We start from the raw sequence: 14,199 nt of genomic DNA, 5'->3' as shown, positions 1-14,199 counted from the left end.
GTGAGTGAATCAATATCGATCTACAACCACGAGCGTCCGCACCAGTCTTTGAAATACAAAACGCCCGATGCGATGCATCGGGCGCTGGGATGAAACAGGTGTAAACCTATTTCAGGACTAGACACTGAAGGTTTTGCGTTGGTTGTCAGGGCCTCATCGCGAGCAGGCTCGCTCCCACAGGTTTTGTGATCGACATAGATCCCTGTGGGAGCGAGCCTGCTCGCGATGAGGCCGGCCCGAACAACGCAAGTCGTCAGGCCTTCTGTTCAAACGCCACATAAATCTTGCGGCACGGCTCCAGCACTTCCCAGGTGCCACGAAAGCCTGCCGGGATCACAAAGCGATCACCCACGCGCAGTGTCTTGGCATTGCCGTCGAGGTCACGCAGCACTGAAACACCCTGAACGATTTCGCAGTATTCGTGCTCGGTGAAGTTCACCGTCCACTGGCCGACAGCGCCTTCCCACACACCAGCATTCAACTGGCCGCACGGGCTGTTGTAGTGGTTGTAAACCACTTGCTCGGGGTCGCCCTTCAAGATTTTCGCCGGGTCCGGCCTGTAACGCTCGGGCTCGGTAGTGGCTTGGCTAAAATCGACGATATTCTGGATGCTCATTATTGTTATCCCCCGTGATTGCGGCGCGAGTGGCTGGAAAGATGGCTGGAAAGCCCAAAGTCTATGTTTATTAAAATGAACACCGCAAGGCCGTTTACCGACCTTATGTCAAATATATTGAAACAACCCCGGCCACTGGTTTAGGGTGACGGTTGCCTTCGGCCGAATTGCAGGCTGGCTGGGCAGAATTCCTGGGGACGTCCGCGAAGAACGCGGGGCGCTCGTATTCAATAAGAGGAGGACACTCGAATGACCACCCTGACTCGTGCCGATTGGGAACAACGGGCTCGCGATCTGAAGATCGAAGGCCGTGCCTACATCAATGGCGAATACACCGATGCCGTCTCCAGCGAGACCTTCGAGTGCATCAGCCCGGTCGATGGCCGTCTGCTGGGCAAGATTGCCAGCTGTGACGCCGCCGACGCCCAGCGCGCTGTTGAAAACGCTCGCGCCACGTTCAATTCCGGCGCCTGGTCGCGCCTGGCGCCGACCAAACGCAAAGCCACCATGATCCGTTTCGCCGGCCTGCTGAAACAGCACGCCGAAGAGCTGGCCCTGCTTGAAACCCTGGATATGGGCAAGCCGATCAGCGACTCCCTGTACATCGACGTTCCCGGCGCGGCGCAAGCCCTGAGCTGGAGCGGTGAGGCTATCGACAAGATCTACGACGAAGTCGCCGCGACCCCGCACGATCAGTTGGGTCTGGTCACTCGTGAGCCGGTCGGCGTTGTCGGCGCCATCGTGCCGTGGAACTTCCCGCTGATGATGGCCTGCTGGAAACTCGGCCCGGCGCTGTCCACCGGTAACTCGGTGATCCTCAAGCCATCCGAAAAATCACCGCTGACCGCCATCCGCATTGCTGCGCTGGCCGTTGAAGCCGGCATCCCGAAAGGCGTGCTGAACGTGCTGCCGGGCTACGGTCACACGGTCGGTAAGGCCCTGGCCCTGCACAACGATGTCGACACGCTGGTGTTCACCGGTTCGACCAAGATCGCCAAGCAGCTGCTGATCTACTCGGGCGAATCGAACATGAAGCGCGTCTGGCTCGAAGCCGGCGGCAAGAGTCCGAACATCGTGTTCGCCGATGCCCCGAACCTGCAGGAAGCTGCCGAAGCGGCTGCGGGCGCCATCGCCTTCAACCAGGGCGAAGTCTGCACCGCTGGTTCGCGTCTGCTGGTCGAGCGTTCGATCAAGGACCAATTCCTGCCGCTGGTGATCGAGGCCCTGAAAAGCTGGAAGCCAGGCAACCCGCTGGACCCGGCGACCAACGTCGGCGCGCTGGTGGACACCCAACAGATGAACACCGTGCTGTCCTACATCGAATCCGGCCACGCCGACGGCGCCAAACTGGTTGCTGGCGGCAAGCGTACGCTGCAGGAAACCGGTGGTACCTACGTTGAGCCGACGATTTTCGACGGCGTCAGCAACGCGATGAAAATCGCCCAGGAAGAAATCTTTGGCCCGGTATTGTCGGTCATCGCTTTCGATACCGCCGAAGAAGCCGTTGCGATTGCCAACGACACGCCTTACGGCCTGGCTGCAGCCGTGTGGACCAGGGACATCTCGAAGGCTCACCTGACCGCCCGGGCCTTGCGTGCCGGTAGCGTGTGGGTCAACCAGTACGATGGCGGCGACATGACCGCACCGTTTGGTGGCTTCAAGCAGTCGGGCAACGGTCGTGACAAATCGCTGCATGCGTTCGATAAGTACACCGAGCTGAAGGCGACCTGGATCAAGTTGTAAGCCGTTAAAGGGAGGCAGCTGCAGAGCAGGCCTCCCGATCGACGCAGATCCCTTGTGGGAGCGAGCCTGCTCGCGATAGCGGTGTAACAGTCGACGAAAATGTTGAATGTTGCTCCGTCATCGCGAGCAGGCTCGCTCCCACATTTGTTTTGTGTTGTCTGCGAAAAATAATATCCACAGGAGCGTGGAACATGCGTTGGGCGACTTATTTCGCCGTGTTGGCGTCTGTCTTGAGTGTCGGCTTGGCCCTGGGTGTCAGCATGCCGCTGGTATCGTTTCGCCTGGAAGGCTGGGGTTACGGTTCGTTCGCCATCGGCGTAATGGCCGCGATGCCGGCGATTGGCGTATTGCTGGGGGCGAAGATTTCCAGCCATCTGGCGGCGCGGCTAGGCACGGCCAATCTGATGCGCTTGTGCCTGTGGGCCGGGGCGGCCTCCATCGGTTTGCTGGCGCTGTTGCCGAGTTATCCGGTGTGGCTGGTGCTGCGGCTGATGATCGGGGTGATCCTGACCCTTGTCTTTATCTTGGGTGAAAGCTGGATCAACCAGTTGGTGGTCGAGCAATGGCGTGGCCGGTTGGTGGCGCTGTATGGCAGCAGCTATGCGCTGAGTCAGCTGGCTGGGCCTTTGTTGTTGGGTGTTCTGGGGACTGAGCACGATTATGGATTCTGGGTCGGGGTCGGTTTGCTCACGGCGGCACCGTTCCTGTTGCTCGGCCGCAGCGGTGCGCCGACCAGCGAAGCCTGCAGCGTGACTTTCAGCGACTTGTGGGGCTTCTGCCGAGGTCTGCCGGCGATTGCCTGGGGCGTGGCGCTGTTCGCGGCGTTCGAGGCGATGATCCTGACCTTGCTGCCGGTCTATTGCCTGCGCCAGGGCTTTACCACGGAAATCGCGTTGGCGATGGTCAGCACTGTGGTGGTGGGCGATGCCTTGCTGCAATTACCGATTGGCGCACTGGCGGATCGCTTGTCGCGACGCACGTTGTTCACCGGTTGCGCTGTGGTGCTGATGCTTTCGAGCCTGGCGATTCCATTGCTCATCGACACGTTGCTGATCTGGCCATTGTGGGTGCTGTTCGGCGCCAGTGCCGGGGGCTTGTTCACCTTGTCGCTGATCCTGATTGGCGAGCGTTATCGCGACGATGCGCTGGTACGGGCCAATGCGCATATCGCGCAGTTGTGGGGCGTTGGTTGCCTGGTCGGGCCTTTGGCGGCTGGCGCCGGTAGTCAGTGGATCAGCGGTCACGCGTTGCCGCTGTTGATGGCGGCCGGTGCGTTTGGGCTGGTGATTTTGCTGTCGCGCCAAGGTGCGTTCGGCACGGTGGCCGAGCCTGCCTGAAACCAAATTGTAGGAGCGAGCCTGCTCGCGATGGTGTGTCAGCCACATAGGTTTGACTGACACACCATCGCGAGCAGGCTCGCTCCTACAGGGGGTGTTTATTGTGGGTTAGAGCATCTTCTCCAGTCCCACGGCGGTGCTCATCCATGCATTGAAATGGCGCCACCAGCTTCCCGGTTCTTCGGTCAATGTGTGCATTTTGCCGTCGTCTTCGGTCACCCAGACGATCTGATTGTTTTCCAGTTTCACCTCATAACTCAGAGGCGGCGCCATCCCTTCCAGCGCCGCCTTGCGCACATAGACAGCGAGTTCGGGGCTGTCTACCAGCACCCCGACCTCGGTGTTCCACAGTAGCGAGCGCGGGTCGAAGTTGAATGAGCCGATGAAGGATTTCTGCTGGTCGAAGATCATCGCCTTGCTGTGCAGGCTCGAATCGGAGCCACGGTAGGACTTGCTGTAGAAAATATGCGGTCCGCTGCCGCCGCCTTCACCGGGCTGGCGGCGCAATTCGTACAGCTTCACGCCATGTTCCAGCAACGCCCGGCGATAGGGCGCGTAGCCGCCGTGCACCGCCGGGACGTCGGTGGCTTCCAGTGAGTTGGTCAGCAGGCTGACAGAGACCCCGGCATCGGCGCGGCCGGTCAGGTAAACCAGCCCTGGCTGGCCCGGTACGAAGTAAGCCGAGATCATGATCAGCTCTTTGCTGACACCGTTCAGCTCAGGCGCCAACTGCGTGGTCAGCAGCAATTGCGGATCGGGCTCGCCGTCTGACAAAACCTTGCTCGGCGCGTCCCACAACGCCTGGTTCCAGGCCCAGATCAGCTCCCGGCGCCAAGTGTCCATGCGCGGGTTTGTGGTGTAAGTCATCAGCCGCTGATACAACGCGTGATTCTGCTTGCGTGTTTCTTCCAGCGATTCTTCCAGACGCGTGCGGGTATTTTGCAGGTCCTTTTGCGTCGGTTTGCTCGACAGGAATTCATCGATCGGCTTGCTCAGCGCGCTGTTCCAGTACTGGTCGAAACTGTGGCCAAGCTGCTCGGCGACCGGACCGACGCCGAGCATGTCGATGTCGGTGAAATTCAGGTTGGGCTCGGCATCGAAATACTCGTCCCCCAGGTTGCGACCGCCGACGATGGCGGCGCTGTTGTCCGCCAGCCACAGCTTGTTGTGCATGCGCCGGTGTTGCAGCGACAGGTTGAACAACCGCCCCATGGTCCGCGTCACGCCGGTGCTGCGGCCCAGGTGCAGCGGGTTGAACAGGCGGATCTGGATCTGCGGGTGCGCCGCCAGCGTGGCGATGATCCAGTCGAGGCCATCGCTGGTGGTGTCGTCGAGCAGGATTCTCACGCGTACGCCACGGTCGGCGGCCTTGAGCAGTTCGTCCACCAGCATCCGTGTGCTGATGCCGTCATGGACGATGTAGTACTGCAAGTCGAGGCTGCTTTGGGCGTTGCGGATCAGCTCGGCACGGGCCATGAACGCTTCGCCGCTATTGGACAGCAGACGAAAGCCGGACTTGCCCTCATGGGGCGCGGCCTGGGCCTGGATTGATCGACCGAATGCCGAGTCGCTGGCCGGCAGCGCCTGGCTCGGTTCGCGTTGAACATCGAGACTGGCGCAACCGCCCATGAGCGAGGCGAGTAGCAGAAGAGCGAGTAGGGGCTGTCTGACTCTCACGTGGGATCGGTCCGATTGGCGGCAGGTGTCGACATATGGACGCTGGATCTCGGCTAAAGGTCAGTCAGTGAAGTTCTCATTTTCCGCCAGCAGTTTGATTGCCGCCGCGCCAACCTTGCGCACCGCGTCTTCAATCTGTGGTGTTGGCTTGGCAGCGTAGTTCATCCGCAGGCAATTGCGGTATTTGCCCGAGGGCGAAAAGATGCTGCCGACGGCAATCTGTACGCCTTGGTCATGCAGGGCGCGGTTCAGTTTCAGGGTGTCGAAGCCATCGGGCAGTTCGACCCAGAGCATGAAACTGCCTTGCGGCCGACTGGCGCGGGTGCCAGCGGGGAAATAGCGGCTGACCCAATCGATCATGATGTCGCGATTGCGCTGGTATTGTGTGCGCATCCGCCGCAAATGAGGCTCGAAGTGGCCGGCCTTGAGGAATTCGGCGATGGCAATCTGCGGTTGCGGCGCTGTGCTGCCGGTGCTGATGTATTTCATGTGCAGCACTCGCTCCAGATAGCGGCCCGGTGCAACCCAGCCGATGCGCAGGCCGGGTGCCAGCGTTTTGGAGAAGGAGCTGCAGAGCAGGACGCGGCCGTCTTCGTCGAAGGATTTGATCGTGCGCGGTCGCGGGTAGTTGTAGGCCAGTTCGCCATACACATCGTCCTCGATGATCGCCACATCGAACCGCTGTGCGAGCGTCAACAACGCGCGTTTGCGCGATTCCGGCATGATGTAGCCCAACGGGTTGTTGCAGTTGGGGGTCAACTGTATGGCCTTGATCGGCCATTGCTCCAGGGCCAGTTCCAGCGCATCGAGGCTGATTCCGGTCAGCGGGTCGGTGGGGATTTCCAGGGCTTTCATGTTCAAGCCCTTGAGCGTCTGCATGGCGCCGTGAAAGCTCGGCGAATCCACTGCGACGATGTCGCCCGGCTCGCAGATGGAGCGAATGCTGGTGGACAGCGCTTCGTGGCAGCCGGTGGTGATCACCAGGTCGTTGGCGGTCAGTTGGCAGCCGGAGTCGAGCATCAGGCGGGCGATTTGCTCGCGCAGTTCGAGGGTGCCGTGGATGTTGTCGTAATACAGGCCGGGCATGTCCTGTCGCCGACTGATGCGCGCGAGGTTGCGCAGCAACGGTTTCATGGTTGGCGTGGTGATGTCCGGCATGCCGCGGCCCAGTTGCACCACGTCTTTGCGCGGCACCGCGCGGATCAGTTCCAGCACCTGGTCCCACTGCGAGATATCCACAGGACGTTGCGCCGGACGGCCAATCGCCGGCAGTTCCGGCAAGTCGCGGCTGACCGGGACGAAATAGCCGGACTTGGGTTTCGGCATCGCCAGGCCACTGTCTTCCAGCACCCGATAGGCCTGCTGCACCGTGCTCAGGCTGACCCCGTGTTCGACGCTCAATGCCCGCACCGACGGCAGCCGGTCGCCGGGGCGATAGAAGCCCTGTTCGATCCGCGTGCCGAGCAATTCGGCGAGGTTGACGTAAAGGGTCATGGCGCAGTCTCGGTGTGAGTGATTCGGTTGACCAGTACAGATCGGGCAAAAAAATGTAATTCAGAGGCTAAAACGGCAAATCTGTATGGAGTTAATACAGGTTGGTTGAATCTGTAATGCTTTTCGCCGTCCGCGCATCATGAAAGCTCTGGCTACCCAAGTAAACAGGAGCAATCAAAATGAACGGCTTGAGCGATGTGCGGCTGACGTTACGCAGTCAGGAACTGGCGGCAGGGCAAATCAACGGTACGCGCGAGGCGTTGATGCGCAACGCACCGTCGGGCCTGAGTCGCTGGGGACTGTTCTGGCATCGTCTGCACACGCGCAAGGCGTTGCTGGAACTGACGTCGGAGCAATTGGGGGATGTCGGGTTGAGCCGGGAACAGGCGCGGGAGGAGGGGCTCAAGCCTTTCTGGCGGATCTGAGGTTTGTGGTGTTTATTAGATCCATTCGCGGGCAAGTCGGGTCGCCGCACCGCTCGCTCCTACAGGATGTGCGTTCAACTGTAGGAGCGAGCGGTGCGGCGACCCGACTTGCCTGCGAAGGCGTCATCACTGACGCCACAAATCCCTCAGACCAACTCTTTAAGCCGATGCCACAACATCCCCAACGCCAACAACGGCGAGCGCAAATGCTTCCCGCCGGGGAAGGTGATATGCGGCACCTTGGCAAACAGATCGAACCCGCCACCCTGCTGACCACTGATCGCCTCGGCCAACAACTTGCCCGCCAGATGCGTGGCATTCACGCCGTGACCTGAATAAGCCTGGGCGTAATACACGTTCGGCTGGTCCTTCAGCCGACCGATCTGCGGCAATCGATTAGCGCCAATGCCGATCATCCCGCCCCACTGATAATCAATCCTTGCGCCGGCCAGTTGCGGGAACACCTCAAGCATCTTCGGCCGCATGTACGCAGCGATGTCTTTGGGGTCGCGACCTGAATAATGGCACGCACCGCCAAACAGCAGGCGACGATCCGCCGAGAGTCGGTAGTAATCCAGCGCAACCCTTTGATCACATACCGCCATGTTTTGCGGCAGCAGTTCATGCGCCTGTTCTTCGCTCAAGGGTTCGGTGGCGATGATGTAGCTGCCGGCGGGCAACACCTTTCCGCTGAGTTCGGGGTTGAGTTGGTTGAGGTAGGCGTTGCAGCCCAGCACCAGGGTTTTTGCGCGAACCGATCCTTGAGCCGTATGGACCTTCACCTCCGGGCCGTAATCAATGCGGGTCACTGCCGATTGCTCAAACAGTCTGGCGCCCAGTTGCTGCGCAGCGGCGGCTTCGCCCAATGCCAGATTCAGCGGGTGCAAATGGCCCGAACCCATGTCGATCAGGCCGCCGACGTAGCGATTGGAACCCACCACGCTGTGCATCTCATGCGCTTGCAGCAATCGGGTTTCGTAGCGGTAGCCGAGGTCGCGCAGTTCTTCGGCGTCTTCGGCGAAACCTTCCAGGTCGCGGGGTTTGTTGGCGAGATCGCAGTAACCCCAGGTCAGGTCGCAAGGGATCTGAAAACGCTCGATGCGCTGTCGGACGATTTCCACGGCTTCCAGGCCCATGAGTTTCATCTGACGCACGCCGTCCGTGCCGATCACGTTGGCGAACTGATCGAGCCCATGACCGACGCCGCGAATCAGTTGCCCGCCATTACGGCCGCTGGCGCCCCAGCCAATCTTGTGCGCTTCGAGCAGCACCACGCTGAGGCCGCGTTCCGCCAGCTCAAGCGCGGTGTTCAGCCCGGAAAACCCGCCGCCGACCACGCACACATCGGCTACCAGCTCGCCTTTCAACACCGGATGATCGGGCTGCGGCAGGCTGCTGGCGGCGTAATAAGAGGCGGTGTGCTGAGCACGGGCATTCATGCGCATCATCCTGATTTTTGTGTTTAGAAAATTTGACGGAGCATAAGCCGGACCTTTCGGTGCGGGCAACACTGGTCGGTTGTGGCTGTCTGGATCGGCGCGTTTGCGTCAGAATCGCGCTCCAGTCCGCTTTGGGTCACCGTTTCGATGAGCTGCAACAGTCAGAAAATCCGCACGTTGCGACAGCAGATTCCCTCGTTCGAGTGCGTGCCCGGCTGCCATGACTGCTGCGGGCCGGTGACCACCTCGCCGGAAGAAATGTCGCGTCTGCCGCGCAAGACCCGCGCCGAGCAGGATGCGGCGATGGATGAGCTCAACTGTGTGCACTTGGGGCCCAACGGCTGCACGGTGTATGACGAGCGGCCGCTGATTTGCCGGTTGTTCGGCACCACCAAGACATTGCCGTGCCCGAATGGGCGGGGGCCGGTGGAGCTGATTCATCCGCGGGTGGAGAAGCAGATTCATGAGTACATGGCTTCTACCCGGCAGGTGCTCGTCTGAGGGAAGACCGAGTCGCCTGTAATCGCCAGCAGGCTAGCTCCCACACTGGATCTGTGTCATGCACAGAATGTGTGTCCGCTGAAGATCAACTGTGGGAGCTAGCCTGCTAGCGATGGGGCCTGAACAGACACCACAAAGTCTCAATCCGGAATCGGCAGACTCAAACTCTCCTTCACCTCTTCCATCACGATATAACTCTTCGATTCGCGCACATGCGGCAGCTTGAGCAGGATGTCGCCCAGCAGCTTGCGATAAGAAGCCATCTCCGAGATCCGCGCCTTCACCAGGTAGTCGAAATCCCCTGATACCAAGTGGCATTCCAGCACATGGGGCAGTTTCAGCACTGCGCGTCGGAACTCTTCGAAAGTATCGCCGGATTTGTAGTCGAGGCTGATCTCGACGAACACCAGCAGACTGCCCTTGAGGTGCTGGGGGTTCAGCCGGGCGTTGTAGCCCATGATGATCCCTTCGCGCTCCAGGCGCCGGACCCGCTCGGTGCAGGGCGTGGTCGAGAGCCCGACCTTTTCCCCAAGCTCCGTGAAGGAGATACGCCCGTCCGCTTGCAGGATCCGCAGGATGTTGCGGTCGATCTTGTCCAGCTCACGTTTGGTCTGAGTGTTGGTACGCATAGGGGATGCGCCTCCGTGAAAAGCGTTTTTGCCGAGAATTGTCGCCAAATATAGGTGCTTATATAGTGAAATGCACTGGCTAATCTTTTTTAAACTGCCCACATCTACGGTCTGTACTACAAACGTCAGCGGCACGCCGCGATGAGGGATATGAAAATGCGCGTTATGGTCTTGGGTAGCGGCGTCATCGGTACCACCAGTGCTTATTATCTGGCGCGTGCCGGGTTCGAAGTGGTGGTGGTTGACCGTCAGCCGGCTGCGGCCATGGAGACCAGTTTCGCCAACGCCGGGCAGGTTTCGCCGGGTTATGCCTCGCCGTGGGCCGCGCCGGGTGTGCCGCTCAAGGCCATCAAGTGGCTGTTGCAGCGCCACGCACCGCTGGCAATCAAGGCCACCGCCGACATCGACCAATACCTGTGGATGGCGCAGATGCTGCGCAACTGCACTGCCAGCCGTTACGCGGTGAACAAGGAGCGCATGGTCCGTCTGTCCGAGTACAGCCGTGACTGCCTCGACGAACTGCGTGCCGAAACCGGCATTGCCTACGAAGGCCGCAGCCTCGGGACTACTCAATTGTTCCGCACCCAGGCTCAACTCGACGGCGCCGCGAAAGACATCGCCGTACTGAAAGAGTCCGGCGTGCCGTTCGAACTGCTCGACCGTGCCGGCATTGCTCGCGTTGAACCGGCGCTGGCCAGCGTGACCGATATCCTCGCCGGTGCTCTGCGCCTGCCGAACGACCAGACCGGCGATTGCCAGATGTTCACCAGTCGCCTGGCCGAAATGGCTGTGAAGCTGGGTGTGGAATTCCGCTTCGGCCAAGACATTCAGAAGCTCGACTACGCCGGTGATCGCATCAACGGCGTGTGGATCGACGGCAAGCTGGAAACCGCTGACCGCTACGTATTGGCACTCGGCAGCTACTCGCCGCAGTTGCTCAAGCCGCTGGGCATCAAGGCACCGGTTTACCCGCTCAAGGGTTACTCCCTGACCGTGCCGATCACCAACCCGGCGATGGCCCCGACTTCGACCATTCTCGACGAGACCTACAAGGTCGCGATCACCCGTTTCGACAACCGCATCCGCGTCGGCGGCATGGCTGAAATCGCCGGTTTTGACCTGTCGCTGAACCCGCGTCGGCGCGAAACCCTGGAGATGATCGTCAACGACCTTTATCCTCAGGGCGGCGATCTGGCCCAGGCGAGTTTCTGGACCGGTCTGCGTCCGACCACGCCGGACGGCACGCCGATTGTGGGTGCAACGCCGTTCAGCAACCTGTTCCTGAACACCGGTCACGGCACCCTCGGTTGGACCATGGCGTGCGGCTCCGGTCGCTTGCTGGCCGACCTGATGGCGAAGAAAACGCCGCAGATCAGTGCAGAAGGCCTCGATATTTCCCGTTATGGCAGCAAAGTCCAGGAGCCCGCAAAACATGGCAATCCAGCGCCAGCTCACCAATGAGCGCATGAGCCAGATCGTCGCTCACAACGGTACGGTGTATTTGGCAGGGCAGGTCGGCGACGACATGAACGCCGGGATTGAACAGCAGACTCGCGAAACCCTCGCCAATATCGAGTGTTTGCTGGATATGGCGGGTACCGACAAGCACCATTTGCTGTCGGTGACGATTTACCTGAAAGACATCGACGCGCACTTCGAAGGCATGAACGCGGTGTGGGACAAGTGGCTGCCAAAAGGCGTCGCCCCGGCCCGTGCAACGGTTGAGTCGAAGCTGTGCGAACCGGAAATCCTGATCGAGCTGTCGGTTGTAGCCGCTCTGCCGTAAGCCTGTCAGAAAGATCCCTCTCCCGGTGCTGTTGGCGGTTCACGCTGTCAGCCAGCGCCGGTTTTTATTCCCATGACCGCCTAGAAGCCCTGCCGCCATGCGTCCAGCCCGTGCCCTGATCGACCTTCAAGCCCTGCGTCACAACTTTCAGATCGCCCGTGAACTCACCGGGGCCAAGGCCCTCGCGGTGATCAAGGCGGATGCCTACGGCCATGGCGCGGTGCGTTGCGCCCAGGCGCTGGAAGCCGAGGCCGATGGGTTTGCCGTAGCCTGTATCGAAGAAGCGCTGGAGCTGCGCGCCGCGGGCATTCGCGCCCCGGTGTTGTTGCTGGAAGGTTTTTTCGAAGCCGACGAGCTGGCGCTGATCGTCGAGCATGATTTCTGGTGCGTGGTGCATTCGCTGTGGCAGCTTGAAGCCATCGAAAAAGCCGCGCTGAGCAAGCCGATCACGGTCTGGCTCAAACTCGATTCGGGCATGCACCGGGTCGGTCTGCAACCAAAGGATTACCAGGCGGGCTATCAGCGGCTGCTGGCCAGCGGCAAGGTCGCGAAAGTGGTGTTGATGAGCCACTTCGCCCGCGCCGATGAGCTGCACAGTCAAGCTAGTGCCGAGCAGGTGGCCGTGTTTGAAGCGGCCCGTCAGGGATTGTCCGCCGAGATAAGCCTGCGCAACTCTCCGGCAGTGCTCGGTTGGCCGCAGATCCCGAGTGACTGGGTGCGTCCGGGCATCATGCTCTACGGCGCCACGCCTTTCGAAGAAGCCAATGCCGTGGCCTCGCGCCTGCAACCGGTGATGACCCTGGAATCGAAAGTGATTTGCGTGCAAGAGCTGCCGGCCGGCGAGCCGATCGGTTACGGCGCCAAGTTCATCACCCAGAAGCCGATGCGCGTTGGCGTGGTGGCGATGGGTTATGCCGATGGCTATCCGCGTCACGCACCGACCGGTACGCCGGTGATGGTCGCCGGGCAGCTCAGCCAGTTGATCGGCCGGGTGTCGATGGACATGCTGTGCATCGATCTGACCGATGTACCGCAAGCCGGGCTGGGTTCGACCGTCGAGTTGTGGGGCAAAAACGTGCTCGCCAGCACCGTAGCGGAAGCCGCGGACACGATTCCCTACCAGATCTTCTGCAACCTGCGCCGGGTTCCGCTGCTCTATTCCGGGGCTTGACCCGAACCTCGCGGACCGGAAGTCGCTTCGCCGAACAGGATTCAGGCCAAAGTGTTGTAAATACTGAACGCTGTCGCCATGATAACGCTCAATATTCCTACAACCTGAATCCTGGAGGCGCAAGCTTGGACGTCGGTGAACGACTGCAATCCATCCGTAAGCTCAAAGGTCTTTCGCAGCGTGAACTCGCCAAACGCGCGGGCGTCACCAACAGCACCATTTCGATGATCGAGAAGAACAGCGTCAGCCCCTCGATCAGTTCGCTGCGCAAGGTTCTGGGCGGGATTCCCATGTCGATGGTCGAGTTCTTTTCCGAAGAGATCCTGCAGGAAAAACCGACTCAGATCGTCTACAAGGCTAACGAGCTGATCGATATTTCCGATGGCGCAGTGACCATGAAACTGGTCGGCCGGGCTCACCCGAGCCGCGCCATTGCGTTCCTCAATGAAATCTACCCGCCAGGCGCCGACACCGGTGACGAGATGCTCACCCATGAGGGCGAGGAAACCGGGATTCTGGTGGAAGGGCGTCTGGAGCTGGTGGTCGGGCTGGAAACTTTTGTGCTCGAAGCCGGTGATAGCTACTACTTTGAAAGTACCAAGCCGCACCGTTTCCGTAATCCGTTCGACGCGCCGGCGCGACTAATCAGCGCAGCCACGCCAGCGAATTTTTAAGAGAAGAGGCGCCCTGCCAGCACGGCAGCGGCACCCGAAGGGTTTTTCCGCGGCGCAACAAGACCCCTTCGACTTTGGGGTTGTTTCAGTGCGGCGGGCTTACCGCTATACTTGCGCCCGCCTGCGAACCGTGGCCGTAGGCGTGACTAGCCACCATTGAGGGTGAACGCGTGAACCTAATTATGAAAATGCTGGCTGCACCAGCAACCGTATTGGCCCTTTGGGCTGTCAGCGCTCAAGCTGCGACGAATGACGATATTGCAAAACGCCTTGATCCAGTTGGCCAAGTTTGTGTTCAGGGTCAAGAGTGCAAGGGGATGGAAGTCGCTGCTGCTTCTGGCGGCGGTGGCGGTGCCAAGGCACCTAAAGACGTGATTGCAAAACATTGCAATGCTTGCCACGGCACCGGCCTGTTGGGCGCGCCGAAAATCGGCGACAAGGCAGCCTGGAAAGAACGCGCCGATCACCAGGGCGGTCTCGACGGCATCCTGGCCAAAGCCATTACCGGTATCAATGCGATGCCGCCTAAAGGCACCTGCGCCGACTGCTCCGACGACGAGCTGAAGGGCGCCATCAAAGAGATGTCCGGCCTGTAACACGCCCGCATCGTCAGCGAAAAAGCCGCCTCCGGGCGGCTTTTTTGTGCCTGTTGTTCACGGACCTGTAGGAGCCGGCTTGCTGGCGATCCAGACGCCGCGGTTAACCAG

14 protein-coding genes and 1 pseudogene are annotated in these 14,199 nt (G+C 60.4%); 10 read left to right on the top strand and 5 right to left on the bottom strand.

Annotation, left to right across the window (positions count from 1 at the left end):
- Positions 1-121 (top strand): annotated as a pseudogene (locus IB254_RS28330) (integrase core domain-containing protein); the annotation flags it as partial.
- Between the two features lie 132 nt (positions 122-253).
- On the opposite strand, the gene IB254_RS28325 reads toward IB254_RS28330, so the two are convergent.
- Positions 254-616, bottom strand: a complete 363-nt coding sequence (locus IB254_RS28325) for a cupin domain-containing protein (protein WP_008030568.1) — start codon at positions 614-616, stop codon at positions 254-256.
- Positions 617-865: 249 nt separating this feature from the next.
- Between IB254_RS28325 and IB254_RS28320 the strand changes: the two genes are divergently transcribed.
- Together IB254_RS28320 and IB254_RS28315 are read left to right on the top strand one after the other, a co-directional pair.
- Entirely contained in the window at positions 866-2,359 is a 1,494-nt protein-coding gene (locus tag IB254_RS28320; protein ID WP_192420701.1) for an aldehyde dehydrogenase, read from the top strand.
- Between the two features lie 191 nt (positions 2,360-2,550).
- Positions 2,551-3,696, top strand: a complete 1,146-nt coding sequence (locus IB254_RS28315) for an MFS transporter (protein WP_192420699.1) — start codon at positions 2,551-2,553, stop codon at positions 3,694-3,696.
- A 108-nt stretch (positions 3,697-3,804) separates the two neighbouring features.
- Here IB254_RS28315 and IB254_RS28310 read toward each other — a convergent pair whose 3' ends face one another.
- Positions 3,805-5,373 carry a phospholipase D family protein gene (locus IB254_RS28310; RefSeq protein ID WP_192420696.1) on the bottom strand — a complete coding sequence of 523 codons (1,569 nt, stop codon included), beginning with the start codon at positions 5,371-5,373 and terminating at the stop codon, positions 3,805-3,807.
- Between the two features lie 60 nt (positions 5,374-5,433).
- Positions 5,434-6,867, bottom strand: a complete 1,434-nt coding sequence (locus tag IB254_RS28305; RefSeq protein ID WP_192420694.1) for a PLP-dependent aminotransferase family protein — start codon at positions 6,865-6,867, stop codon at positions 5,434-5,436.
- 179 nt (positions 6,868-7,046) lie between these two features.
- Here IB254_RS28305 and IB254_RS28300 point away from each other — a divergent pair, with 179 nt between their 5' ends.
- Positions 7,047-7,292, top strand: coding sequence for a DUF1127 domain-containing protein (locus IB254_RS28300; protein WP_192420692.1), 246 nt, complete (start codon positions 7,047-7,049; stop codon positions 7,290-7,292).
- 146 nt (positions 7,293-7,438) lie between these two features.
- Here IB254_RS28300 and IB254_RS28295 read toward each other — a convergent pair whose 3' ends face one another.
- Positions 7,439-8,731 carry an NAD(P)/FAD-dependent oxidoreductase gene (locus tag IB254_RS28295; protein ID WP_192420691.1) on the bottom strand — a complete coding sequence of 431 codons (1,293 nt, stop codon included), beginning with the start codon at positions 8,729-8,731 and terminating at the stop codon, positions 7,439-7,441.
- Between the two features lie 147 nt (positions 8,732-8,878).
- Here IB254_RS28295 and IB254_RS28290 point away from each other — a divergent pair, with 147 nt between their 5' ends.
- Positions 8,879-9,232, top strand: a complete 354-nt coding sequence (locus IB254_RS28290; RefSeq protein WP_007947437.1) for a YkgJ family cysteine cluster protein — start codon at positions 8,879-8,881, stop codon at positions 9,230-9,232.
- Positions 9,233-9,372: 140 nt separating this feature from the next.
- Here IB254_RS28290 and IB254_RS28285 read toward each other — a convergent pair whose 3' ends face one another.
- A complete protein-coding gene (locus IB254_RS28285; RefSeq protein ID WP_003177284.1) occupies positions 9,373-9,861 on the bottom strand; it encodes an Lrp/AsnC ligand binding domain-containing protein in 489 nt (162 codons plus the stop codon).
- Positions 9,862-10,017: 156 nt separating this feature from the next.
- Here IB254_RS28285 and dadA point away from each other — a divergent pair, with 156 nt between their 5' ends.
- The 5 genes from dadA to IB254_RS28260 all read left to right on the top strand — a co-directional run bounded on the left by dadA (position 10,018) and on the right by IB254_RS28260 (position 14,088).
- A complete protein-coding gene (gene dadA, locus IB254_RS28280) occupies positions 10,018-11,322 on the top strand; it encodes a D-amino acid dehydrogenase (RefSeq protein ID WP_008030556.1) in 1,305 nt (434 codons plus the stop codon).
- Entirely contained in the window at positions 11,294-11,647 is a 354-nt protein-coding gene (locus tag IB254_RS28275) for a RidA family protein (protein ID WP_192420690.1), read from the top strand. The genes dadA and IB254_RS28275 overlap by 29 nt, the downstream gene beginning before the upstream one ends.
- A 97-nt stretch (positions 11,648-11,744) precedes the next feature.
- Positions 11,745-12,818, top strand: coding sequence for an alanine racemase (alr, locus tag IB254_RS28270; protein WP_192420689.1), 1,074 nt, complete (start codon positions 11,745-11,747; stop codon positions 12,816-12,818).
- Between the two features lie 125 nt (positions 12,819-12,943).
- Entirely contained in the window at positions 12,944-13,492 is a 549-nt protein-coding gene (locus IB254_RS28265) for a cupin domain-containing protein (RefSeq protein WP_007947433.1), read from the top strand.
- 182 nt (positions 13,493-13,674) lie between these two features.
- Positions 13,675-14,088: a c-type cytochrome gene (locus IB254_RS28260; RefSeq protein WP_032828815.1), complete on the top strand. Its 414-nt coding sequence runs from the start codon at positions 13,675-13,677 to the stop codon at positions 14,086-14,088.
- Positions 14,089-14,199: the final 111 nt, after the last annotated feature.

This window comes from Pseudomonas sp. PDM03 (assembly GCF_014852385.1).
Lineage (GTDB): Bacteria > Pseudomonadota > Gammaproteobacteria > Pseudomonadales > Pseudomonadaceae > Aquipseudomonas > Aquipseudomonas migulae.
Note: the sequence above shows the minus strand (reverse complement) of the source record. Positions and strands in the feature narration are given on the sequence as shown.